Raw genomic sequence first — 19,859 nt, 5'->3', positions numbered from 1 at the left:
CATGACCAGTCCGAAGAAGCGCTTCTCTCAGCTCATCGAAGAGATCGACCGCACGCCCTGGGGTCCGGCGGAGCAGGCGCTGGTGGCGGATGCCGTCTCGCTCGCCGTCGAGCTCGGCGACGAGCGGCTCGAGTACGAGGCGCGGATGAGGCAGACCGCCTCCGCGAACATGAACGGCGCGACCGATGTGATGCTGAACTCGTTCGCGTGGTGCCTCGCCCGACACGACTCCGACCCGCAGCGCTTCCCCGCCGACCTCGACTACGGCGGCGCCGATCTGATGTGGCAGTTCAAATGGATGGCGTCGTCTCTGCGTTCGTCGCCCGCGTTCTCGACCGAGCAGATCACCGCGGTCCTCGACGACATGGAGACGCACTATCGCAAGGCCGGTCTCGGCATGAGCGGAGTGCTCACGGCCCGATTCGAAGACGCCTGGGACGCCGGTCGACTCGACGACGCCGAGGCTCTGCGCGCGCAGCTCGAGGCCACACCCCGAGACGACCACAGCCACTGCGACGCCTGCGGACGCAGCCAGTTCGCCGGCTTCTTCGCCGAGACCGATCGGGATGCCGAGGCCATCCGACTCGTCGAGGAGATGCTCGAAGGCGGCTTCTCGTGCGGCGAGGAGCCCGAGCACGCACTGTCACGCGTGCTCGTGCCCTACCTTCGTGCCGGGCGCTTCGACGAGGCGAGGAGCGCGCACCTGCGCAGCTACCGGCTCGCGAAGGACAACCCGGACAACCTGCGGATCGTCGCCCACAACATCGTGTTCGCCGCCCTCACCGGCAACGAGGCACGCGCGCTCGCGCAGGTCGAGCGTCACATCGGCTGGCTCGCTCACGACGGACTCAACGTCGATGCCCACTTCGCCGCGCTGGCGGCGTTCGCCTTCGCCCTCGATCGTGTGACCGCGGCGGCTCACGGCGATGCCACGGTGCGCGGTGCCGACTCCCCCGCGCTCGAGGAGTTCTTCGGCGAGCACGACGGAGCCTGGGGCGCCGCCGAACTCGCCGCCACCGCGTGGGCTGCCGCCGAGCGCATCGGCTCGGACTTCGATCTGCGGGACGGCACCGAGGGCCACGCCCGCAGCCTCACCCGCCTGCGCGCTCTCGCCGACGAGCACTACGACGTGCCCATCCGTTCGGATGCCTTCGTCACGGCTCCGGACGCGGCGACACCCGACGATCCCGACGCATGGTTCGAACGGGTCATGAACCTCGCCCAGTTCGGCGCGGAGCACGAGACGTTGCGGGCCCTGCCGCACGCGCTGAGCGTCGAGGACCCCTCGAAGCTCGCCGAGCTCCTGTCGATGCGCCTCGGCATCCTGATCGCCCTCGACCGAGCAGAAGAGGCTGCCGACCTGCTGCCCGCGCGGATCGATGCCCTGCGCGCCGCAGGCCTCGACGCACAGGCCGATCTCGAACTGCGCCTCGGTCTCGCGACCTTCGGCCTGAACACCCCCGAGGCTGCGGCGGCGCTCGAGGACGAGCTCGCGAACACGGACGCTCTGCCCGCATGGTCGCGCGGAGACCTGGCGATCAGCCGCGCGTCGCTGCACCTGCACGCGGATGAACCCGGCGCCGCCCTCGACATGGCAGAGATCGCGGCTCGCGCCTTCGCCGAGGCCGAGGACGCGCGCCTCTCGAACACGACGACGCTCGTCGCCATCTCGGCCGTGCTGCAGAAGGGCGACATCGAAGCGGCATCCGCTCTGCTCGATCGCTTCTTGGCCCAGGACGATCTCAGCATCGGTCATCGCGCGCAGGCGCTGCAGACGCGCGCGAAGGTGCGCGGCGGAAGCGAGTCGTTCGCGGAGGGCGCTGCGGATGCCGACGAGGCGACCCGTCTTCTCGCCGGGCTCGGTGCGACCACGGCCCTGGCCGCCGCGCACCTGCTCGCGGGGGCGCTCTGGGAGGACGCGGGCGACCCGGAGAAGGCCGTCACCCGCTACCGGGTCACCTCGCGGCTCGTCGCGCAGGAGGGCGGCGACCAGGCGGGCGCGGACTTCCGGCTCGCGCGCGCGATGCTCGCGGCCGGGGACGCCGAGGTGGCGGCCGAGCTGTTCGGACAGGTGCTCGAGCGCGAAGAGCAGGCCGAGGTGCCCGCCGCCTCCCGAGCGATGACGGCGTCTCTTCTCGCGCGCGCCCTCGGATCGGCCGGCGAGTTCGGACAGGCTGTCGGCGCATTCGGGTATGCGGGCGAGTTGTTCGGCGAGGCGGAGGAGCATGCCGACCAGGCGATGGCGCTGACCGAGCGCGCCAAGATCCTCGCCCGGTTCGACGAGCACGCGGAGGCGATCGCGACACTCGAATCGGCATCCGAGATCGTGCGCCGGGCCCCCGAGGCGGTCGGCGCCCTCGCTGACGTGCTGCACAACCTCGGACAGGCTTATGCGGCCACGCAGGACGACCGCGCCTTCGCCCTCTTCGACGAGGTCGCCGCGCTCGCTCACGAGCACGAGGCGGCGTGGCTGCTCGCCGACGTCACCGACTCGCGGGGCCGGGCGCTCGCCCAGTTCGGCCGCACCGACGAGGCCGTCGCCGCTGCGCTCACCGCGGCCGACGGATTCGCGGCGATCGGGGATGCGGGCTCGGCCGGCGGCTCCGAGCTGTTCGCCGCCCGTCTGCTGGTCGGCGACGACCGGGCTGCGGACTCCGTGCCGATCTACCGCAGCGCCCTCGAGCACTCGGACGGCTACCCGCCGCTGCAGCAGGTCTCGGCGCTCGAACTCGGCAACGTGCTCGAGGCGCTCGGACGCCACGGCGAGGCGACCGAGGTGCGGGCCCTCCTCGACAGCTGACTCAGAGGACCTGCTGACTCAGAGGAACTGACGCCAGTTGGCCCGCGCGAGGTCGAGCAGCTCGTCTCCCTTGCCCGACATCACCGTGCGGATCGCGTACAGAGCGAAGCCCTTGACCTGCTCGGCCTCGATCGCCGGGGGCATCGACAGCTCCTGGCGCTCGGTCACGACGTCGAGCAGCGCAGGGCCGTCATGCGCGAGCACCTCGCGGACGGCATCCGGCAGGTCCTCGCTGTTCTCGACCCGACGGGCGAAGATCCCCATGGCCTCGGCGATGGCCGCGAAGCTCGGGTTGTCGAGCGCGGTGCCGTAGTTGACGAAGCCCGCGGCCTTCATCTCGAGCTCGACGAAGTTCAGCGACGAGTTGTTCACGACGACGGTCTTCACGGGCAGCTTGTTCTGCGTGAGCGTGAGCAGTTCGCCCAGCATCATCGCGAGCCCGCCGTCGCCGGCGAGCGCGACCACCTGACGAGCCGGATGCGAGACCTGCGCGCCGATGCCATGAAGCAGCGCATTCGCCATCGACCCGTGCGTGAACGAGCCGATCAGGCGTCGGTTCTCGGTCATCGACAGATAGCGGGCGGCCCACACGGTGGGCGAGCCGACGTCGGCGGTGAAGATCGCGTCATCCGCGGCCTGCTCATCGAGCAGCCGGGCGAGGTACTGCGGATGGATGGGGCGGCCCGCCTTGGTCGGCGTCGCGAGGTCGTCGAGCTTGGCCCTGGTCTTGCGATAGTGCGCGGTGGAGTCGTCGAGGTGACCGCGGTCGTTCGTCTCGGCGAGTCGCGGCAGCAGCGCCGTGACGGTCGCGCCGACGTCGCCGACCAGGCCCAGATCGAGCGGATGCCGTCTGCCGAGCTGCGAGCCGCGGATGTCGACCTGGATCGTCGTGGCGTGCTCGGGATAGAACTGCTCGTAGGGGAAGTCGCTGCCCAGCACCAGCAGCGTGTCGGCGGCTTCCATCGCCCGGTAGCCGGAGGCGAAGCCGAGCAGCCCCGTCATGCCGACGTCGAACGGGTTGTCGTACTCGATGAACTCCTTGCCCCGGAGCGCGTGCACGATCGGCGCACCGAGTCGGTCGGCGAGTGCGATGACCTCGTCGTGAGCCCCCTCGACACCCGCGCCTGCGAGGATCGTTGTCTTCTTCGAGGCGTTGAGCAGCGTCGCCGCGCGCGCGAGCTCGTCTCCGCTCGGCACGATCACGGGGTGTGAGCGTTCGATGACCACGGCTCGGTCGTCGGCGATCTCCGAGAGCGCGACGTCGCCCGGGATCACGAGCACCGCGACCCCGCGCTGCTCGATGGCGGCGCGCATCGCGATCTCCAGCAGGCGCGGCATCTGCTTGGGGTCGGCGACGTACTCGACGTAGACGCTGCACTCGCGGAAGAGCTCCTGCGGGTGGGTCTCCTGGAAGTACCCGGTGCCGATCTCGGTGGTGGGGATGTGCGCGGCGATCGCCAGCACCGGCACCCGCGAGCGGTTCGCGTCGAAGAGTCCGTTGATCAGGTGCAGGTTGCCCGGACCGCACGAACCGGCGACCACCGCGAGCTCACCCGTGAGCGACGCATCGGCCGCCGCCGCGAATGCCGCGGACTCCTCGTGCCTCACGTGCACCCAGCGGATGCCGCCGTCCTTCCGGAGGGCGTCGGTGAACCCGTTGAGGGAGTCGCCCGGGAGGCCGTAGACACGGTCGATCCCGTTGGCGCGGAGGGTCTTGACGATGTTCGCTGCGACGGTTGCCATGCTTCCAACCTACGCCCGGGTGCCGCGGCGGGATCCGGCATCCGTCGAACATCCGCTCTCCGGATGCCGCACTGCGGAGACGATGATGGGGGCGGATGCCGTGGCATCCGCCCCCATCAGGGAGAGTCGCTCAGCCGATGCGGATCAGCTTCTTGTTGACGAACTCGTCGGCGGCGAGGTGACCCAGCTCACGCGACGTGCCGCTGCGCTTGATGCCGCCGAACGGCAGCTCGGGGCTGTCGGCCAGCACCAGGTTGACGTAGACCATGCCCGCCTCGATGTTGTCGGCGACACGCTCGGCCTGCTCGGCATCGGTCGTGAAGACGTACGAGCCGAGCCCGAAGGTCGTGTCGTTCGCGAGGGCGACAGCGGCATCCTCATCGGCGACCCGGTAGACGACCGCCGCGGGGCCGAAGAGCTCCTCGCGGTAGACGTTCATGTCGGGCGTCACGTCGGCGAGCACGGTCGGGGCGAAGAACGCCCCGTCGCGGGTGCCGCCGGTCAGCAGTGTCGCTCCCTGCTCGACGGCCTGGTCGATCTGCTTCTGCAGGTTCTCCGCCGCCGTCTCCGACGAGACCGGGCCGAGCACGGTGTCGTCGAGCGTCGGGTCGGTCGCCTGCACCGATGCCATCGCGGCCGTGAACTTCTCGACGAACGAGTCGTACAGGTCGTCGACGATGATGAAACGCTTCGCGCCGTTGCACGCCTGGCCGTTGTTGTCGAGACGCGCGTCGACGCCCGCCTGCACGGTGGCGTCGAGGTCGTCGGTCGAGAGCACGATGAACGGGTCGGACCCGCCGAGCTCGAGCGCGACCTTCTTGAGGTTGCGTCCGGCGATCTCGGCGACCGCTGCGCCTGCGCGCTCCGAGCCGGTGAGCGAGACGCCCTGCACGCGCGGGTCGGCGATCATGTCGGCGATCTGCTCGTTGGTCGCGAGGACGTTCTGGTACGCGCCCGTCGGGAATCCGGCGTCGTGGTAGATCGCCTCGATCGCGGTCGACGACTCCGGGCACTGCGGAGCAGGCTTCAGCAGGATCGTGTTGCCGACGATCAGGTTCGGCGCAGCGAAGCGGACGATCTGATAGGCCGGGAAGTTCCACGGCATGATGCCGACGAGCGGTCCGAGCGACGACCGGCGCACGATCGCCGAGCCCTCGCCGAGGATCGCGATCGGCTGGTCGGCCATGATGGCCTCGGCCTGGTCGGCGTAGTACTCGGCGATGTCGGCGGCGAAGTCGACCTCTCCGAGGGCGGCCTCGCGGGGCTTGCCCATCTCGCGCACGAAGACGTCGGCGAGCTCCTCGCGGCGCTCGCGGTGCAGCTCGGCCGCGCGACGGAGGAGCGCTGCGCGCTCAGCCACGGTCGAGGACCGGGACCATTCGCGGTGCGCCTCGTCGGCGGCCGCGACAGCCGCCTCGATCTGCGCATCCGTGAACGTGTCGAAGGACGCCAGCGTCTCTCCGGTGGCGGGGTTGATGACGGCGTAATCGGTCATGTTCTCTCCTCCTCTGGCCGACCGGTCAGGAGACCGGGATCAGCGTGTACTTGGTGGACAGGTACTCGTGGATGCCCTCGAGACCGCCCTCTCGGCCGACGCCGGACTGCTTGACGCCGCCGAAGGGGGCGGCGGCGTTCGACACCACGCCCACGTTGAGACCCATCATGCCGGTCTCGAGCCTGTCGATCATCCGCTGCCCGCGCTGCAGGTTCTCGGTGAACACGTACGAGACCAGTCCGTACTCGGTGTCGTTGGCGAGACGGACGGCCTCGTCCTCGTCCTCGAAGGTCGCGATCGCGAGCACCGGGCCGAAGATCTCCTCGCGGAGGATCGCCGAGCCCGCCACCACGTCGGTGAGCACGGTCGGCTCGTAGAAGGTGCCCGTGCCCTCGACGGCCTTGCCACCCGCGAGCAGGGTCGCGCCGCGCTCGACGGCGTCGTCGACGAGCTCGCCGGCCTTCGCGACGGCATCCTCGTCGATCAGCGGGCCGATGGCCACGCCCTCTTCGGTGCCGCGGCCGATCTTCATCGCGTTGACGCGCTCGGTGACCTTGCGGCCGAATTCCTCGGCGACGTCCTTGTGCACGATGAAGCGGTTGGCAGCGGTGCATGCCTGGCCGATGTTGCGGAACTTCGCGGCCAGTGCGCCGTCGACGGCCTTGTCGAGGTCGGCGTCGTCGAAGACGACGAACGGCGCGTTGCCGCCGAGCTCCATCGACACGCGCAGCACGCCCTCAGCGGCCTGGGCGATGAGCTTGCGGCCCACCTCCGTCGAACCGGTGAACGACAGCTTGCGCAGGCGCGGGTCGGCGATGATCGGGGCCGAGAGCGCCGACGACTTGGAGGTCTGCACCACGTTCACGACACCGGCGGGGAGGCCGGCCTTCTCGAGCAGCGACGTGAAGAACATCGTCGTCAGCGGCGTGAGTGCCGGGGGCTTGATCACCACGGTGCAGCCGGCGGCGAGCGCCGGCGCGATCTTGCGAGTGGCCATCGCGAACGGGAAGTTCCACGGCGTCACGAAGAACGAGGGGCCGACGGGCCGCTGCGAGACGACCATGTGGCCGGTGCCCTCCGGGTTGATGCCGTAGCGACCGCTGATGCGCACGGCCTCCTCGCTGAACCAGCGGAGGAACTCGCCGCCGTAGCCGACCTCGCCGCGCGCCTCGGCGAGCGGCTTGCCCATCTCGAGGGTCATCAGCAGCGCGAGATCCTCCTTGTGCTCCTGCACGAGGTCGAATGCCCGGCGCAGGATGTCGCTGCGGGTGCGAGGTGCGGTCGCGGCCCATGCGTCCTGCGCGGCGACTGCCGCATCCAGCGCGCGGATGCCGTCACCCGGGGTCGCGTCGGCGATCGTGCGGATGACCGCACCGGTCGCGGGGTCCTTCACGTCGAACGTGCCCCCGGTCTCGCCGTCGATCCACTCTCCCCCGATGAAGAGGCCGGTGGGGATGCTGTCGAGCAGCGCCTGCTCAGTCTGAGTGCTCATGGAATCTCTTTCTGTGGGGAGGATGGGATGCCGGTGCCGCGGGATTCCGTCAGCGTCGGCGGTTGCTCGCGGGAGCATCCATGCTGAGGGTCTCGCCGCGGAAGAACGCCGGGCGCTTGATGGACTGCCAGATCATGATGACGATGCCGATCACGATGATGCCGACGCCGAGGACGAACACGAGTCCGAGGCCCCCGATGTTCGATCCGCTGCCGTACGCGGGGTCCATCGAGTCGATGAGCGTCGTGACGAACAGGACGGCGAGGATCGCACCGCCGACGAGCGGGAACAGGAACGTGAAGAAGAAGCTCCTGGCGGAGTCGAACCACTGCTTGCGGAAGTACCAGACGCACGCGAACGCGGTGAGGCCGTAGTAGAAGCAGATCATCATGCCGAGCGACAGGATGGTGTCGGTGAGGACGTTCTCGCTGACGAGGCGCATCACGGCGTAGAAGACGGATGCGACGACGGCCGACACGATCGTCGAGTAGCCCGGCGTGAAGAACCGCGGGCTGACCCGTGCGAACTTCTTGGGCAGGGCGCCGTAGTGCCCCATCGCCAGCAGCGTGCGAGCGGGTCCGACTGCGGTCGACTGCAGCGAGGCCGCCGAACTCGACAGCACCGCGAGCGAGACCAGGAACGCCAGCGGTCCGAGGATCGGATCCGAGAGCGCGAAGAACACGTTCGCCGAGATGTCCTCGTTCGCGAGCCCGTAGTCGCCCGTGCCGACGCCGGCGAACATGATGAGGCCGATGGCCAGCAGCAGGTAGAGGGCGACGACGACGAGGACCGTGACCATCGCGGCGCGCCCCGGCGTCTTGGCCGGGTCCTTCGTCTCCTCGTTCATGGTGAGGACGACGTCCCAGCCCCAGAAGATGAAGATCGACAGCGAGAGCCCTGCGGCGAAGGCGCTGAAGGACGGAACCTCGAACGGGTTGAACCACGACCACGAGAAGGGGGTCGGCTCGGGAGCGTCTCCGGAGACGGCCTTGACGATCGCGACGGTGGCGAAGACCACGAGCACGAGCACCTGGAAGCCGACGAGGATGTACTGGAACTTCTGCGTCGTCTGCATGTCGCGGTACGACACGAGCGTCGCGCCGAGCATGAAGAGCAGGCACACGACGACGTTGATGATCGGGTTGAACGCCAGGTCGGCGATCTCGGGGTTGCCGCTGAGCTGGGCGATCAGCAGGAAGAGGAACTCGACCGCGATGCCGGCGAGGTTCGACAGCACGATGACGGTGGCGGCGATCAGGCCCCAGCCCGTCATCCAGCCGATCCACGGCCCGAACGCCCGCACCCCCCACGTGAACGAGGTGCCGGAGTCCGGCATCATGCGGTTGAGCTCGCGGTAGCCGAAGGCGGTCAGGAGCATCGGGATGAAGCCGACGAGCATGATCGCGGGCACCTGGGTGCCGACGACGGCGACCGTCGGGCCGAGCGATGCGGTGAGCGTGTAGGCCGGCGCGATGGTCGAGACGCCGATGACGACGGCTCCGAGCACTCCGACGGCACCCGCGCTCAGCCCCTTCTGCGAGATGCCGGTCGTCACACCGGATGCGGGCTCCGTCGCCCGGTTCGTGCTGCTCATCAGCGGACTCCTGCTTCGGCGCGGGTGCGCGGGACGACGATCATGGGAACGGGCAGTTCGTGCAGCATCTTCGCTGCGGTCGAGCCCAGGAACAGGCGGCGCGGCTGCGCCAGGCGGCTGGAGCCGACGAGGACGACCTCGCCGGGGAGCCACGAGAGGTTCGCGACGGCATCTTCGACGGTGTCGCCGGGGGCCTCTTCGACCTCGGCCTTCAGCTCGTCGGGCAGCAGGCTCTTGGCGACCTCGAGCACGTCGTTCGCGTGTGCGTCGCCGACCACGCGGATCGCGCCGGTGTCGAGACCGGGCGGCACGTCGAAGGGCACGAGCGAGACGAGGCGCAGGCCGACACGGGACTCGGTCGCGATCGCGGCGGCCTCGTCGAGGAGGTTGTCGGCACCCGCCCGGTTGCCGACCGCGGCCGTCACGCGAGGAAGCACGTGATCGTCCTGGTCCGCGGTGCCCGCGGGGGCGAGCGCGACGGGGATGGTCGACGAGTGCAGCAGCTCCGACGCGACGCTGCCGAGGCGGTGGCGGCCGAAGATGCTGCCGCCGGCCGTGCCGATGACGATCAGCCTGGCGCCGAACTCCTCGCCGGCGGCGATCAGCCCTTCGGCGAAGGACTCGCCGAACCGCACGTGGCCCGTGCGGGTGAGCTCCTGCGGCAGTCGGACGACCGCATCCTCGAGCCATTCCTTCGCCTGGCGGCGGATGTGGTCCTCATACGCCCGCTCCGGGGGAACGGCCGCACTGCGGGTGCCCTCCGACGGCAGCACGATCGCGAGGTGCAGCACCGCGCCGAGGCTGCGGGCGAGCCGCGCGCCGAGCGCTGCGGCATCCGCTCCCGCATCCGTCGCGGTGTACCCGACGACGACCGCGCCGGTCATCAGCCGACCTCGGCGGTGTCGCCGGCGGCGCGCGTCGCTTCGACGATGTTCGAGGCGACGAGGTGCCCCATGCGGATCGCGCCGTCGACGTGCTGATATCCGGCGCCCGCCATGTCGCTGCACGCGAAGTGGATGGGGCCGACGGCCGAGCGGAGGTCGGCGCCGTAGCGGTGGAGTCCGCCCATGTCGAAGCTGGCCGCGTACGCTCCGCGGGTCCACTCCTCCGTGCCCCAGTCGCTCTCGTAGTAGACGACCGGGTTCTTCGCCTCGTCGCCGTAGTAGTGCGAGAGGGACTCGAGGATGCGCTCCTTGCGCTCCTCGGCCGACAGCGTGAACAGGTCGTCGGCGTTCTGGTCGCTGACGAAGCCGACCAGGGTGCCGCGCTCGTCGCCGTGGTTCGTGTTGTCGTACGCCTCGTGCGCGAGCTCGTACGGGCTGAACGCGGTGCCGCTGAGGCCCTGCTCGCGCCAGAACGGGCGGTCGTAGACGGCGTGCACCTTGATGACGAAGCCCATCGAGATGTGCTGGTGCATCTGGTGCTGGCGCCGGGGAAGCGGCGGGACGAAGGCGATACGGCTGTAGAGCACCGGAGCATGCGCGAGGATCGCGAAGCGGGCGCGCACGGTGGTGTCGTCGGTCGTGGCGGTCACACCGTCGACGCCCCATTCGAGCGAGCGCACCGGCTGGTTGAGGATGACGTCGTCGCCCAGGCGCTCGGCGAGCAGCAGCGGCACCTTCTGCAGACCGCCCACCACCCGCTTGTCGAGGATGAAGTCGGCGTCGACGAGGTTGGAGTACGACCCGGCGGATGCCGCCATGAGCAGCGACTGCAGCAGCGAGAACGAGTGCGTCGGCTTGGTGAGCATCGCGGAGCCGGTGGCGAAGGCGAGATTGCGCACGGCCTCGTCATCGTCGGTCTGCACACGCAGCCAGGCGTCCCAGGTGATCGAGTCCCATTCCTTCGCGAGCGGGTGCTCCCACGGACGGTCGGGGTCGATCTCGGCGACCATGGCGTCGAGGCGCTCGGTGATCTCGGCGATGACGGCCTCGGTCTCAGCGGACACCGGGAACATCTCGCCGGTGAAGCGATGCGTCTGCCCGTCCGGACCGACGTAGACGCTGTCGCCCTCGCGGTAGCGGCTGTAGGTCTCGAGCCCCAGCTCCTCGATGGTGTCCTTCAGGGCGTCCTGGTCGGGCGAGACCCACTGGCCGCCGATCTCGAGCATGGCGCCGTCGATGACGTCGGTCCACAGTCGTCCGCCGACGCGGTCACGCGCCTCGAGTACGGCGACCGACAGGCCGGCCTTGCGCAGGTCGTTCGCCGCCGTGAGCCCTGCGGCTCCGGCTCCGACGATCAGCACGTCGCGAGTGATCTCAGCCATCTGCTTCTCCTTCATTGGAAAGGTTGTGCCGGCCGCGACTCGAAATCCCCCGATCCTCGTCGCGGCCGGACGTGTGGTGGCAGTCGCGGACGAACCGCGGCTGCTGGTCTGTCAGCCCGCGGTGGCGGCGAGCGCGGCCGCGACGACGTCGAGGCCCTCGTTCAGGAGGTCGTCGCCGATCGAGAGCGGCGGGAGGAACCGGATGACGTTGCCGTAGGTGCCGCACGTCAGGACGATGACGCCCTGCGCGACGCAGGCCTTGGCGACCGCGGAGGTGAGGGCGGCGTCGGGCGCGTTGGTCTCGGGGTCGACGAACTCGGCGGCGATCATGGCGCCGTGGCCGCGGATGTCTCCGATGCGGGTGTCCTTCTCCTGCATGGCTCCGAGGCGTGCCGTGAGGATCTCGCCGATCTCGCGAGCGCGCTCGATCACGCCGTCGTTCTCGAACACATCGATCGCGGCGAGCGCCGCAGCGCAGGCGATCGGGTTTCCGCCGTAGGTGCCGCCGAGGCCGCCTGCGTGCGAGGCGTCCATGATCTCGGAGCGCCCCGTGACGGCGGCGAGCGGCAGACCGCCCGCGATGCCCTTGGCGGTCGTGATGAGGTCGGGCTCGATGCCGAAGATCTCGCTCGCGAACATGTGGCCGGTGCGGGCGAAGCCGGTCTGCACCTCGTCGGCGATGAACACGACGCCGTTCGCGCGGGACCACGAGGCGATCGCCGGGAGGAAGCCCTCCGCCGGGACGATGAAGCCGCCCTCTCCCTGGATCGGCTCGATGATGACGGCGGCGAGGTTGTCGGCGCCGATCTGCTTCTCGAGCTGCAGGATCACGCGGGCGGCGGCCTCTGCGCCGTCGAGACCGTCGCGGAACGGGTACGACATCGGCGCACGGTACACCTCGGGGGCGAACGGGCCGAAGCCGCTCTTGTACGGCATCGACTTCGCGGTCAGCGCCATGGTGAGGTTGGTGCGGCCGTGGTAGCCGTGGTCGAAGGCGACGACGGCCTGGCGACCGGTGTGCTTGCGGGCGATCTTGATCGCGTTCTCGACGGCCTCGGCGCCGGAGTTGAACAGGGCGCTCTTCTTGGCGAAGTCGCCGGGAGTGAGGCGGTTGAGCGCTTCGGCGACACCGATGTACGACTCGTACGGCGAGATCATGAAGCAGGTGTGCGTGAACTGCGCGGCCTGCGCGGCCACGGCTGCGGCGATCTTGGGGTGCGCGTTGCCGACGGTCGTCACGGCGATGCCGGAGCCGAGGTCGATGAGCGAGTTGCCGTCGGCATCCACGACCACTCCGCCGCCGGCGGCGACGGCCGCGACGGGAACCGTGTGCCCGACGCCGGCGGCGACGGCATCGGCCTTGCGGGCGAGGATCTCGGCCGAGCGGGGGCCGGGAAGGTCGGTGACGAGACGACGCTCCTGGGGGAGGTCGGGTCCGCCGAGCGGGACTGCAACAGCTGCGGTGTCGAGGAGAGCCATGTCCGTGAGCGTACGACCGCATCCGACGTCGGCGCATTCGCCCGGCTGTACAATCTGGGAGAGATCATCGCCCGACCGTATAAGCGCTGATCCGGATGCCGAGAGGACCGCAGTGCATGGACGACGCCGAACAGCCCACGCTGCGCGCTCTCTTCCGGCGCCGCGATCTCGGGCTCGTGCTGATCTCGGACGCGGACGGCCTTCCGGACGGCGCCCTCGATCGCCCCCTGCGGTGGGTGCACAGCTCCGACCTCGCCGACCCGACGCCGTTCCTCGCCGAGGACCTCGCACTGCTGACGACGGGCACCCAGTTCGACGTCGGCACCGATTTCGACGTCTACGTCGGGCGGCTGGCGGATCGCGGGGTGCTCGGCCTCGGATTCGGCACGGACGTGCACCGTGCCGCGATCCCCGACGAGCTGATCCTCGAGTGCGCACGCCGCGGGATCCCCCTCTTCGAAGTCCCCTATCGCACGCCCTTCATCGCCGTCGCCCGCGCGCACTCCGAAGCGATCGCGGCGCAGGCCTACGCCCGCAGGTCGTGGGCGCTCGACACCCAGCGCGCACTCGCACTGGCCGCGCTGCGCCCCCGCGGACTCGACGCGACCGTCGCAGAGCTCGGCCGCCGTCTGGATGTCTGGGCCGGAATGTACGACGCGTCCGGCGCCCTGCAGCTGTCGCACCCCCGATCGGCCGTCACTGCAGGACGACTGACCGAGCTCGGCGAACGGGTCACCGAGATCCTCACCCGTGGGCTCGAGGCCGGGCAGTCGCTCACGATCGACGATCAGACGTTCACGCTCTTCACGGTGGGTCGCGGCGGACACCTGCGCGGGGTGATCGCGTTGGCTGTCGATGCGCTCGACGCCGAGGCGCGCACGGTCGTGACGTCGGTGATCGCGATGGCCGGACTCGCGCTCGAGCAGAGCGACCAGCTCGCCCGCAGCAAGCGTCGGCTGAACTCGCAGCTGCTGAGCTCGCTGCTCGACGACGATCCGTCCCTCGCGCGGAAGGTCCTCGGCTCGATGCCCTCTGCACCCGTGGTGGTCGCGATCGCCGCGGATGCTCCGACCGGACCGTTCGCCGACTGGTGGGATCGGCGCAGGGCCGAGCACGGCACCGCCAGCTTCCTCGCCGAATCATCCGAGGGCGTGGTGCTCTGCCTGTCCATGGCCGATGACGCACTGCTCGACGAGGTCGCCACCCGGTTCGGCATCCGCATCGGCGCGTCCGGTTCCGAGTCGTACGACGCGTTCTCCCGAGCCCACGCACAGGCGCTCGCGGCGCTGCGCCAGCAGTCCGGCGCCGGGGTGTTCCACTTCGCCGATGCCGCCGGATCCAGCATCCTCAGCGCACTGGCCACGGATGAGGCCCGACTGGTCGCCGAATCGCGACTCGCGCCGATCCGCGACCACGACGCGCGATCCGGCGGCGACCTCGAACGGTCGCTGCGCACCTGGCTCGAGCACGATGCGAAGGCGGATCCTGCGGCGGCGGCACTCGGCGTGCACCGCCACACGCTGCGGTCGCGGATCGCCCAGGCCGGAGCGCTCCTGGGAAGCGACCTCTCGTCGTTCCCCGCCCGCGCCGAGCTGTGGACGCTGCTGCAGACCGCACGGGACTGAACCGGGGTCCTCGACCGAACGGCCGGCGGTCCCCGCCCGGCGGAGTGGGCGGATGCCGGGCCTCCGCCATCCGCGCGCCCTTCAGTCGGGCCGTCGTTCGGCGGGGTGGAGGTAGCGCCCGACGAACTCCTCGAAGAGCGGGACCATGTCGACGGAATCGTCGAGGAGCCACTGGAGCTGGATGCCGTCCATGACCGCGCTGATCAGCCGGGCCGCCCGAGCGGGGTCGATGTCCTCGCGCACCTCTCCGTCGGCCTGACCTCGCCGCAGGATCTCTTCTGCGGCCACGGCGCGCTCGCGGTATCGGGCGGCGAAGTCGGCGTGCGACGGGTGGTCGGGGTCTGTGGCCTCCGCCGAGACGATCGCGTAGAGCGCGGTGAGACCCCGCGAAGTCTGGTTGTGCGCGACGACGCGCGTGGCCTGTTCGATCAGGGTGTGCTCGGCAGGGTCGCCCGCCGCCTCTCGCACCTTCTCGTCACGCTGGTGGAGCACCTCGGCGAAGAGCTCCTCCTTGCCCGCGAAATGGTGCAGCAGGCCGGTCGGCGTCACGCCGACGCGCTTCGCGATCTCCCGTAGGGATCCACCGTGGAATCCCGTGCGGGAGAACACCGCGAGCGCTTCGTCGACGATCGCCTGCCTGCGCGCCTGGCCGGTGGCGTAGGGACCGCGAAGCCGTCGCGCCGCCATCGGCTGCTCATCCGTGCTCATGCGCCCGTCCTGTCTCTCGGCGCGAACGCGCGGACCTCAGCCGTGGTGGCCGTTCCCCGTTCCCCACGACGAGCCGAACACCTGCTGCCGCATGGCGGGCCGCAGGCGCTGCTCCATGTCGCGATCCACGAAGTAGTCCTTGAGTGTATCTTTCGTGAGCTCGTTGCCGATCGCGGCCATGATCATCGACTGGTCGAGCGACAGGTAGCGCTCGGCGATCGTGCCGCTCTTCACCGCCACCGCGTCGAAGAACCCGCCGGGGCCGTAGGCGCCGAGGTCCGTCTCGATGCCGCGCAGGTTGTCGAGCGCGCCCGTGCGATCGTACGGAAGCGCCAGGAACGCGGCGTGCGGCGTCACGACCCCGTCACCGAACTCCGGAGCGGGATCGGTCCCCGTGGTGCATCCGGGCCTGTCGATGTCGACGTCGGTCTTCTCCGCGTCCGAGGTGTACCCGTCCGCCCGCATCCCGGCTACGTCGACCCCGTACTCCGCGTACCCGCCGAACGGGTCGCTCGCGGGCGAGAAGCCCCAATAGCCGTATCCGGCCTCGTCCAGCCCGTGCTGCTTCTGCACGGCGACGGTGATCGGGTGGTTGAGCTTCCACGAACGCGGACCCCACGTGGTCTCCGGCACGAGCAGGTCGGGCATCAGCGACTCGAACATGCTGCCGCCCCAGCTCGGCACGAACGACATCCCGTCATATGCGTAGGCGCCCTCCCACACCTCGACGCCGTCATAGGTGCGGTACTCGCCCTGAGGGAGCTGCTCCTGCCACGCCCAGTCGCACCCGGGAGGCATCGTGCGATGCGTGCCGTACAGCGCGGTGGCAGGGATCTGCCCGTTCGCGATGCCGAGGTAGGTCGCGATGCGGCTCTCGCTCACGGTCGTGTCGTAGTGGTGGCACGTGTAGAACGCGGTGTCCCCCGAGCCGTTGTACATCGGCGCCTCGACGCTGCAGTCCGGCGGAGCCGCATCCCAGAAGCCCCCGCGGTTCGTGCCTGCAGGGAGTCCTGCCGCGCCTTCGGGGTCGAAGAACGCCGCGAAGTCCATGGAGTCGTACAGCGCGTCCGCCTGCTGCGCGAGGTCGGGCTCCGCTTCGCGGACGATGCGCAGTGCGGCGGCGAGCCACCCGTTGTCGACCGTGCTGAGGAACGGGTGCACCGGGTCTCCCGAGTCGGGCCATGTCGTGAGCTTCTCGCCGGTCGTCGGCGAGTACCAGTTGTAGAACATGCCGCTGGCGTCGTTGCGCTCGAGGCTTCCGAGCGTCTCCAGCGTCGTCGACATGCGATCGCGCGCCTCCTCGTCGCTGATGACTCCGAGGTCGCGAGCCGTGACCGTCGACCACAGGTATCCGCCGATGTTCGTCGGCGAGGTGTAGGCGCTCGGCGTCTCGAGGTCGCCGCTCACGTTGTCGGCGGGAAGGCCGGTCTCCTCATCGGTCATCGCGTCGAGGGAGTGCCAGGTGTCCACCGCCCAGCGGTTCAGGTCATCGGTGCCGGGGCGTCCACCGCCGGCCGTCGCGGGCCCGGCGACCGTCAGGCCCGCAGTCACGAGTCCGATCGTCGCCAGCGTGCTCATCCATCGCTTCATCGTGTCTCCTCATCGAGAACGGCGCCGCCGAGCGCGGCGCTCCGACCTGCGAAAACCTAACACGTGTTCGTTGTTCGCTCAACCCCCTCCTCGTGACAGGAAGGCGACCGGGATCCACGCCGCCTGCGGGCGCTCAGCGCGGCGCGTGCGCCTCGAGGAACTCGTACACATCCGTCGTGTCGACGCCCGGGAAGGCCCCGGTCGGCAGTGTGGCGAGCAGAGTGCGCGGGGTCCTGACGTTCGGCCACGAGTTCTCGCGCCACCGATCTTCGAGGTCGGCGGGCGCCCGGCGGCAGCACACCTCGACCGAGTGCTTCGAGACTCCGCGATGCGGGGTGTCGCGGCCGACGAACCACTTCGTGTCGTCGAATCGCACGCCGACGCTGACCGAGTGCAGTCCCTCACTCGACGCCTCGACGCGGGCCGTGCACCAGTAGGTGCCGTTGCCCGTGTCCGTGTACTGGTAGTACGGGTTGAAGCGGTCGTCCTCGTCGAACACCACGCGGCTGGTCCATCGGCGGCAGCACATCTGCCCCTCGATCGATCCGAGGCGATCGGTCGGGAAGTTCACGTCGTCGTTCTCGTACGCCTTCGTGATCGTGCCCGACTCGTGCACCTTGAGGAAGTGCACGGGGATGTCGAGGTGGCGCGTCGCGAGGTTCGTGAATCGGTGCGCAGCGGTCTCGTACGACACCGAGTACGCGTCGCGCAGATCCTCGATCGAGATCGCCCTGCGCGTCTTCGCATCCTTCAGCGCCGGCACGACGTGGGCCTCCGGCACCAGCAGCGCCCCGGTGAGATAGTTCGTCTCGACGCGCTGGCGCAGGAACTCGGCATAGCTGCGCGGCTCGGAGTGACCGAGGATGCGGCTGGACAGCGCTTGCAGCACCGCGGTCCGGGCATCCCCCTTGGCCGGGACGCTGCTCGAGAGGTACAGACGTCCGTTCGCGAGGTCGGCGACGCTGCGGGTGGTCTGCGGCAGGTCCGGGGCGTAGTGCAGGGTGAATCCGAGGTAGGCGGCGATCTCGGAGGCCGTCCGCTGGGTGAGGGGTCCGCCGGGGTGCCCGACCGCCGCGAGGATCTCCGCCGCCTTCGCCTCGAGATCGGCGAAGTGGTTGTCCTGCCGCCGCATGAGGTGGCGGAGCTCGACGTTCGCGCGCCTGGCCTCCTCGGGAGTGGCCGCGCGCTCATCCTTGAGCCGGTCGATCTCGCCGTGCAGTGCGAGCAGGGCCCTGAGCGCGTCCGTCGGCATACTCTTCGCGATCCGGAAGGGCTCGATGCCGAGGGCCTGGAACGTCTGCCCCTTCATAGCCCGTTCGAGGGCGATCTCGATCGCACTGCGTTCATCGAGCGGCTCGCCCTCGAGCAGTGCGTCGATCGTGACGCCGAGAGCGCGCGCGATCGACTGCAGCTGCGTGAGCTTGGGCTCGCGCTTGCCCGTCTCGATCATCGACATCTGGCTGGGCGCTCGATCGACCGCCGCCGCGAGGTCGTCGAGGGTCATCCCTCGCGCCGTGCGCAGCTGACGGATGCGGCGTCCGATCGTGAGGGCGTCGGCGTCTTCTTCGACCGCTGGAGTGCTCATGCGGCCGATTCTGTCACAGAAACAGAATTTTGGCTGATCTTCACTCCCCGATCGGCCATCGAAGGGTGCGAACTTCACACACAGTGGAAACACGCCACCCGGCTTCACGGTCCGGGCATCCAACGGAGGAGACACCATGACGAACACCGCCCAGAACCACACCCCCCGCCCCGCAGGGCTGCGCGCCGGGGACCAGGTTCAGACGGCCGCCGAGCTCCGGGAGATCTGGGAGACGGATCCCCGCTGGGACGGCGTCGAGCGCACGTACACGGCAGAGGACGTCGTCCGCGTCCGCGGCTCGGTCCGCGAGGACGCGACGCTCGCGCACCGCGGAGCCGAGAACCTATGGAACCTGCTGCACACCGAGGACTACGTCCGGGCACTGGGCGCCTACACAGGCGGGCAGGCGGTGCAGCAGGTGCGGGCGGGCCTCAAGGCCATCTACCTCTCGGGCTGGCAGGTCGCGGCCGACGGCAACCTCGCCGGTCAGACCTACCCCGACCAGTCGCTGTACCCCGCCAACTCGGTGCCGGCGGTCGTGCGTCGCATCAACAACGCGCTGATCCGTCAGGACCAGCTCGAGCACGCCGAGGGCGACGTCACGCAGGACTGGCTCGCGCCGATCGTCGCCGACGCCGAGGCGGGCTTCGGAGGACCGCTCAACGCCTACGAGCTCGCGCAGTCGCTGATCCAGGCCGGTGCCGCAGCCATCCACTGGGAGGACCAGCTCGCGAGCGAGAAGAAGTGCGGCCACCTCGGCGGAAAGGTGCTCGTGCCGACGCAGCAGCACATCCGCACCCTGAACGCCGCGCGTCTCGCCGCCGACGTGGCCGGAGTCCCGACGGTGATCATCGCCAGGACGGATGCTCTCGCAGCCGACCTGCTCACCAGCGATGTCGACGAGCGCGACCAGCAGTTCACCACCGGCGAGCGCACGACCGAGGGCTTCTACCGCATCCGCCCGGGCATCGAGTCGGTCATCAGCCGAGGCCTCGCCTTCGCGCCCTACGCCGATCTGCTGTGGGTCGAGACGGGAGAACCCGACATCGAGCTGGCACGTGAGTTCGCCGCCGCGATCCATGCCGAGTTCCCGGGCAAGCTGCTCGCCTACAACTGCTCACCGAGCTTCAACTGGAAGCGTCACCTGTCGGACGCCGAGATCGCGACGTTCCAGCAGGAGCTGGCTGACCTGGGCTACAAGTTCCAGTTCATCACGCTCGCCGGCTTCCACGCCCTGAACCACTCGATGTTCGACCTCGCCCGCGGCTACGCCGATCGCGCCATGAGCGCGTACGTCGAGCTGCAGGAGGCCGAGTTCGCCGCGGAGGCGAACGGCTACACCGCCACCAAGCACCAGCGCGAGGCGGGCACCGGCTACTTCGACGTCATCTCTACCGCGCTCAACCCCGACAGCGCGACCCTCGCCCTCGCCGGCTCCACCGAAGCCGCGCAGTTCCACTGAGCCACTTGTGAAGGACACAC

13 protein-coding genes are annotated in these 19,859 nt (G+C 69.7%); 3 read left to right on the top strand and 10 right to left on the bottom strand.

Annotation, left to right across the window (positions count from 1 at the left end; translation table 11 throughout):
- Window position 1 precedes the first annotated feature (1 nt).
- Complete coding sequence (locus BEP68_RS14095; RefSeq protein WP_187250346.1) at window positions 2–2,800, top strand: hypothetical protein; 2,799 nt, start codon at window positions 2–4, stop codon at window positions 2,798–2,800.
- Window positions 2,801–2,818: 18 nt separating this feature from the next.
- On the opposite strand, the gene poxB is transcribed toward BEP68_RS14095, so the two are convergent.
- The 7 genes from poxB to gabT form a co-directional block, all read right to left on the bottom strand.
- Window positions 2,819–4,543, bottom strand: a complete 1,725-nt coding sequence (gene poxB, locus BEP68_RS14090; protein ID WP_187250345.1) for a ubiquinone-dependent pyruvate dehydrogenase — start codon at window positions 4,541–4,543, stop codon at window positions 2,819–2,821.
- Between the two features lie 130 nt (window positions 4,544–4,673).
- Window positions 4,674–6,038, bottom strand: a complete 1,365-nt coding sequence (locus BEP68_RS14085) for an NAD-dependent succinate-semialdehyde dehydrogenase (RefSeq protein ID WP_056279780.1) — start codon at window positions 6,036–6,038, stop codon at window positions 4,674–4,676.
- Window positions 6,039–6,063: 25 nt separating this feature from the next.
- Window positions 6,064–7,530 (bottom strand): NAD-dependent succinate-semialdehyde dehydrogenase, encoded by a 1,467-nt coding sequence (locus BEP68_RS14080; RefSeq protein WP_053097450.1) that lies wholly within the window; start codon window positions 7,528–7,530, stop codon window positions 6,064–6,066.
- Between the two features lie 49 nt (window positions 7,531–7,579).
- Window positions 7,580–9,124 (bottom strand): APC family permease, encoded by a 1,545-nt coding sequence (locus tag BEP68_RS14075; RefSeq protein ID WP_187250344.1) that lies wholly within the window; start codon window positions 9,122–9,124, stop codon window positions 7,580–7,582.
- Window positions 9,124–10,008, bottom strand: a complete 885-nt coding sequence (locus BEP68_RS14070) for a universal stress protein (RefSeq protein WP_187250343.1) — start codon at window positions 10,006–10,008, stop codon at window positions 9,124–9,126. The genes BEP68_RS14075 and BEP68_RS14070 overlap by 1 nt, the downstream gene beginning before the upstream one ends.
- Window positions 10,008–11,390, bottom strand: coding sequence for a flavin monoamine oxidase family protein (locus tag BEP68_RS14065; RefSeq protein ID WP_053097453.1), 1,383 nt, complete (start codon window positions 11,388–11,390; stop codon window positions 10,008–10,010). Before BEP68_RS14065 ends, BEP68_RS14070 begins: the two co-directional genes overlap by 1 nt.
- Window positions 11,391–11,501: 111 nt before the next feature.
- On the bottom strand, window positions 11,502–12,869 hold the full coding sequence (gene gabT / locus BEP68_RS14060) for a 4-aminobutyrate--2-oxoglutarate transaminase (RefSeq protein ID WP_053097454.1): 1,368 nt from the start codon (window positions 12,867–12,869) through the stop codon (window positions 11,502–11,504).
- 116 nt (window positions 12,870–12,985) lie between these two features.
- Between gabT and BEP68_RS14055 the strand changes: the two genes are divergently transcribed.
- Window positions 12,986–14,494, top strand: coding sequence for a PucR family transcriptional regulator (locus tag BEP68_RS14055; RefSeq protein ID WP_072591661.1), 1,509 nt, complete (start codon window positions 12,986–12,988; stop codon window positions 14,492–14,494).
- A gap of 81 nt (window positions 14,495–14,575) precedes the next feature.
- On the opposite strand, the gene BEP68_RS14050 is transcribed toward BEP68_RS14055, so the two are convergent.
- The 3 genes from BEP68_RS14050 to BEP68_RS14040 all read right to left on the bottom strand — a co-directional run bounded on the left by BEP68_RS14050 (window position 14,576) and on the right by BEP68_RS14040 (window position 18,377).
- Window positions 14,576–15,202 carry a TetR/AcrR family transcriptional regulator gene (locus tag BEP68_RS14050; RefSeq protein WP_187250342.1) on the bottom strand — a complete coding sequence of 209 codons (627 nt, stop codon included), beginning with the start codon at window positions 15,200–15,202 and terminating at the stop codon, window positions 14,576–14,578.
- Window positions 15,203–15,238: 36 nt separating this feature from the next.
- Entirely contained in the window at window positions 15,239–16,792 is a 1,554-nt protein-coding gene (locus tag BEP68_RS14045; RefSeq protein ID WP_187250341.1) for a glucoamylase family protein, read from the bottom strand.
- Between the two features lie 133 nt (window positions 16,793–16,925).
- Window positions 16,926–18,377 carry a helix-turn-helix domain-containing protein gene (locus BEP68_RS14040; protein ID WP_187250340.1) on the bottom strand — a complete coding sequence of 484 codons (1,452 nt, stop codon included), beginning with the start codon at window positions 18,375–18,377 and terminating at the stop codon, window positions 16,926–16,928.
- A 136-nt stretch (window positions 18,378–18,513) separates the two neighbouring features.
- Between BEP68_RS14040 and aceA the strand changes: the two genes are divergently transcribed.
- Window positions 18,514–19,839, top strand: coding sequence for an isocitrate lyase (gene aceA, locus BEP68_RS14035; protein ID WP_187250339.1), 1,326 nt, complete (start codon window positions 18,514–18,516; stop codon window positions 19,837–19,839).
- Window positions 19,840–19,859 lie beyond the last annotated feature (20 nt).

This window comes from Microbacterium sp. 4-7 (assembly GCF_014332665.1).
Classification (GTDB): domain Bacteria; phylum Actinomycetota; class Actinomycetes; order Actinomycetales; family Microbacteriaceae; genus Microbacterium.
Note: the sequence above shows the minus strand (reverse complement) of the source record. Positions and strands in the feature narration are given on the sequence as shown.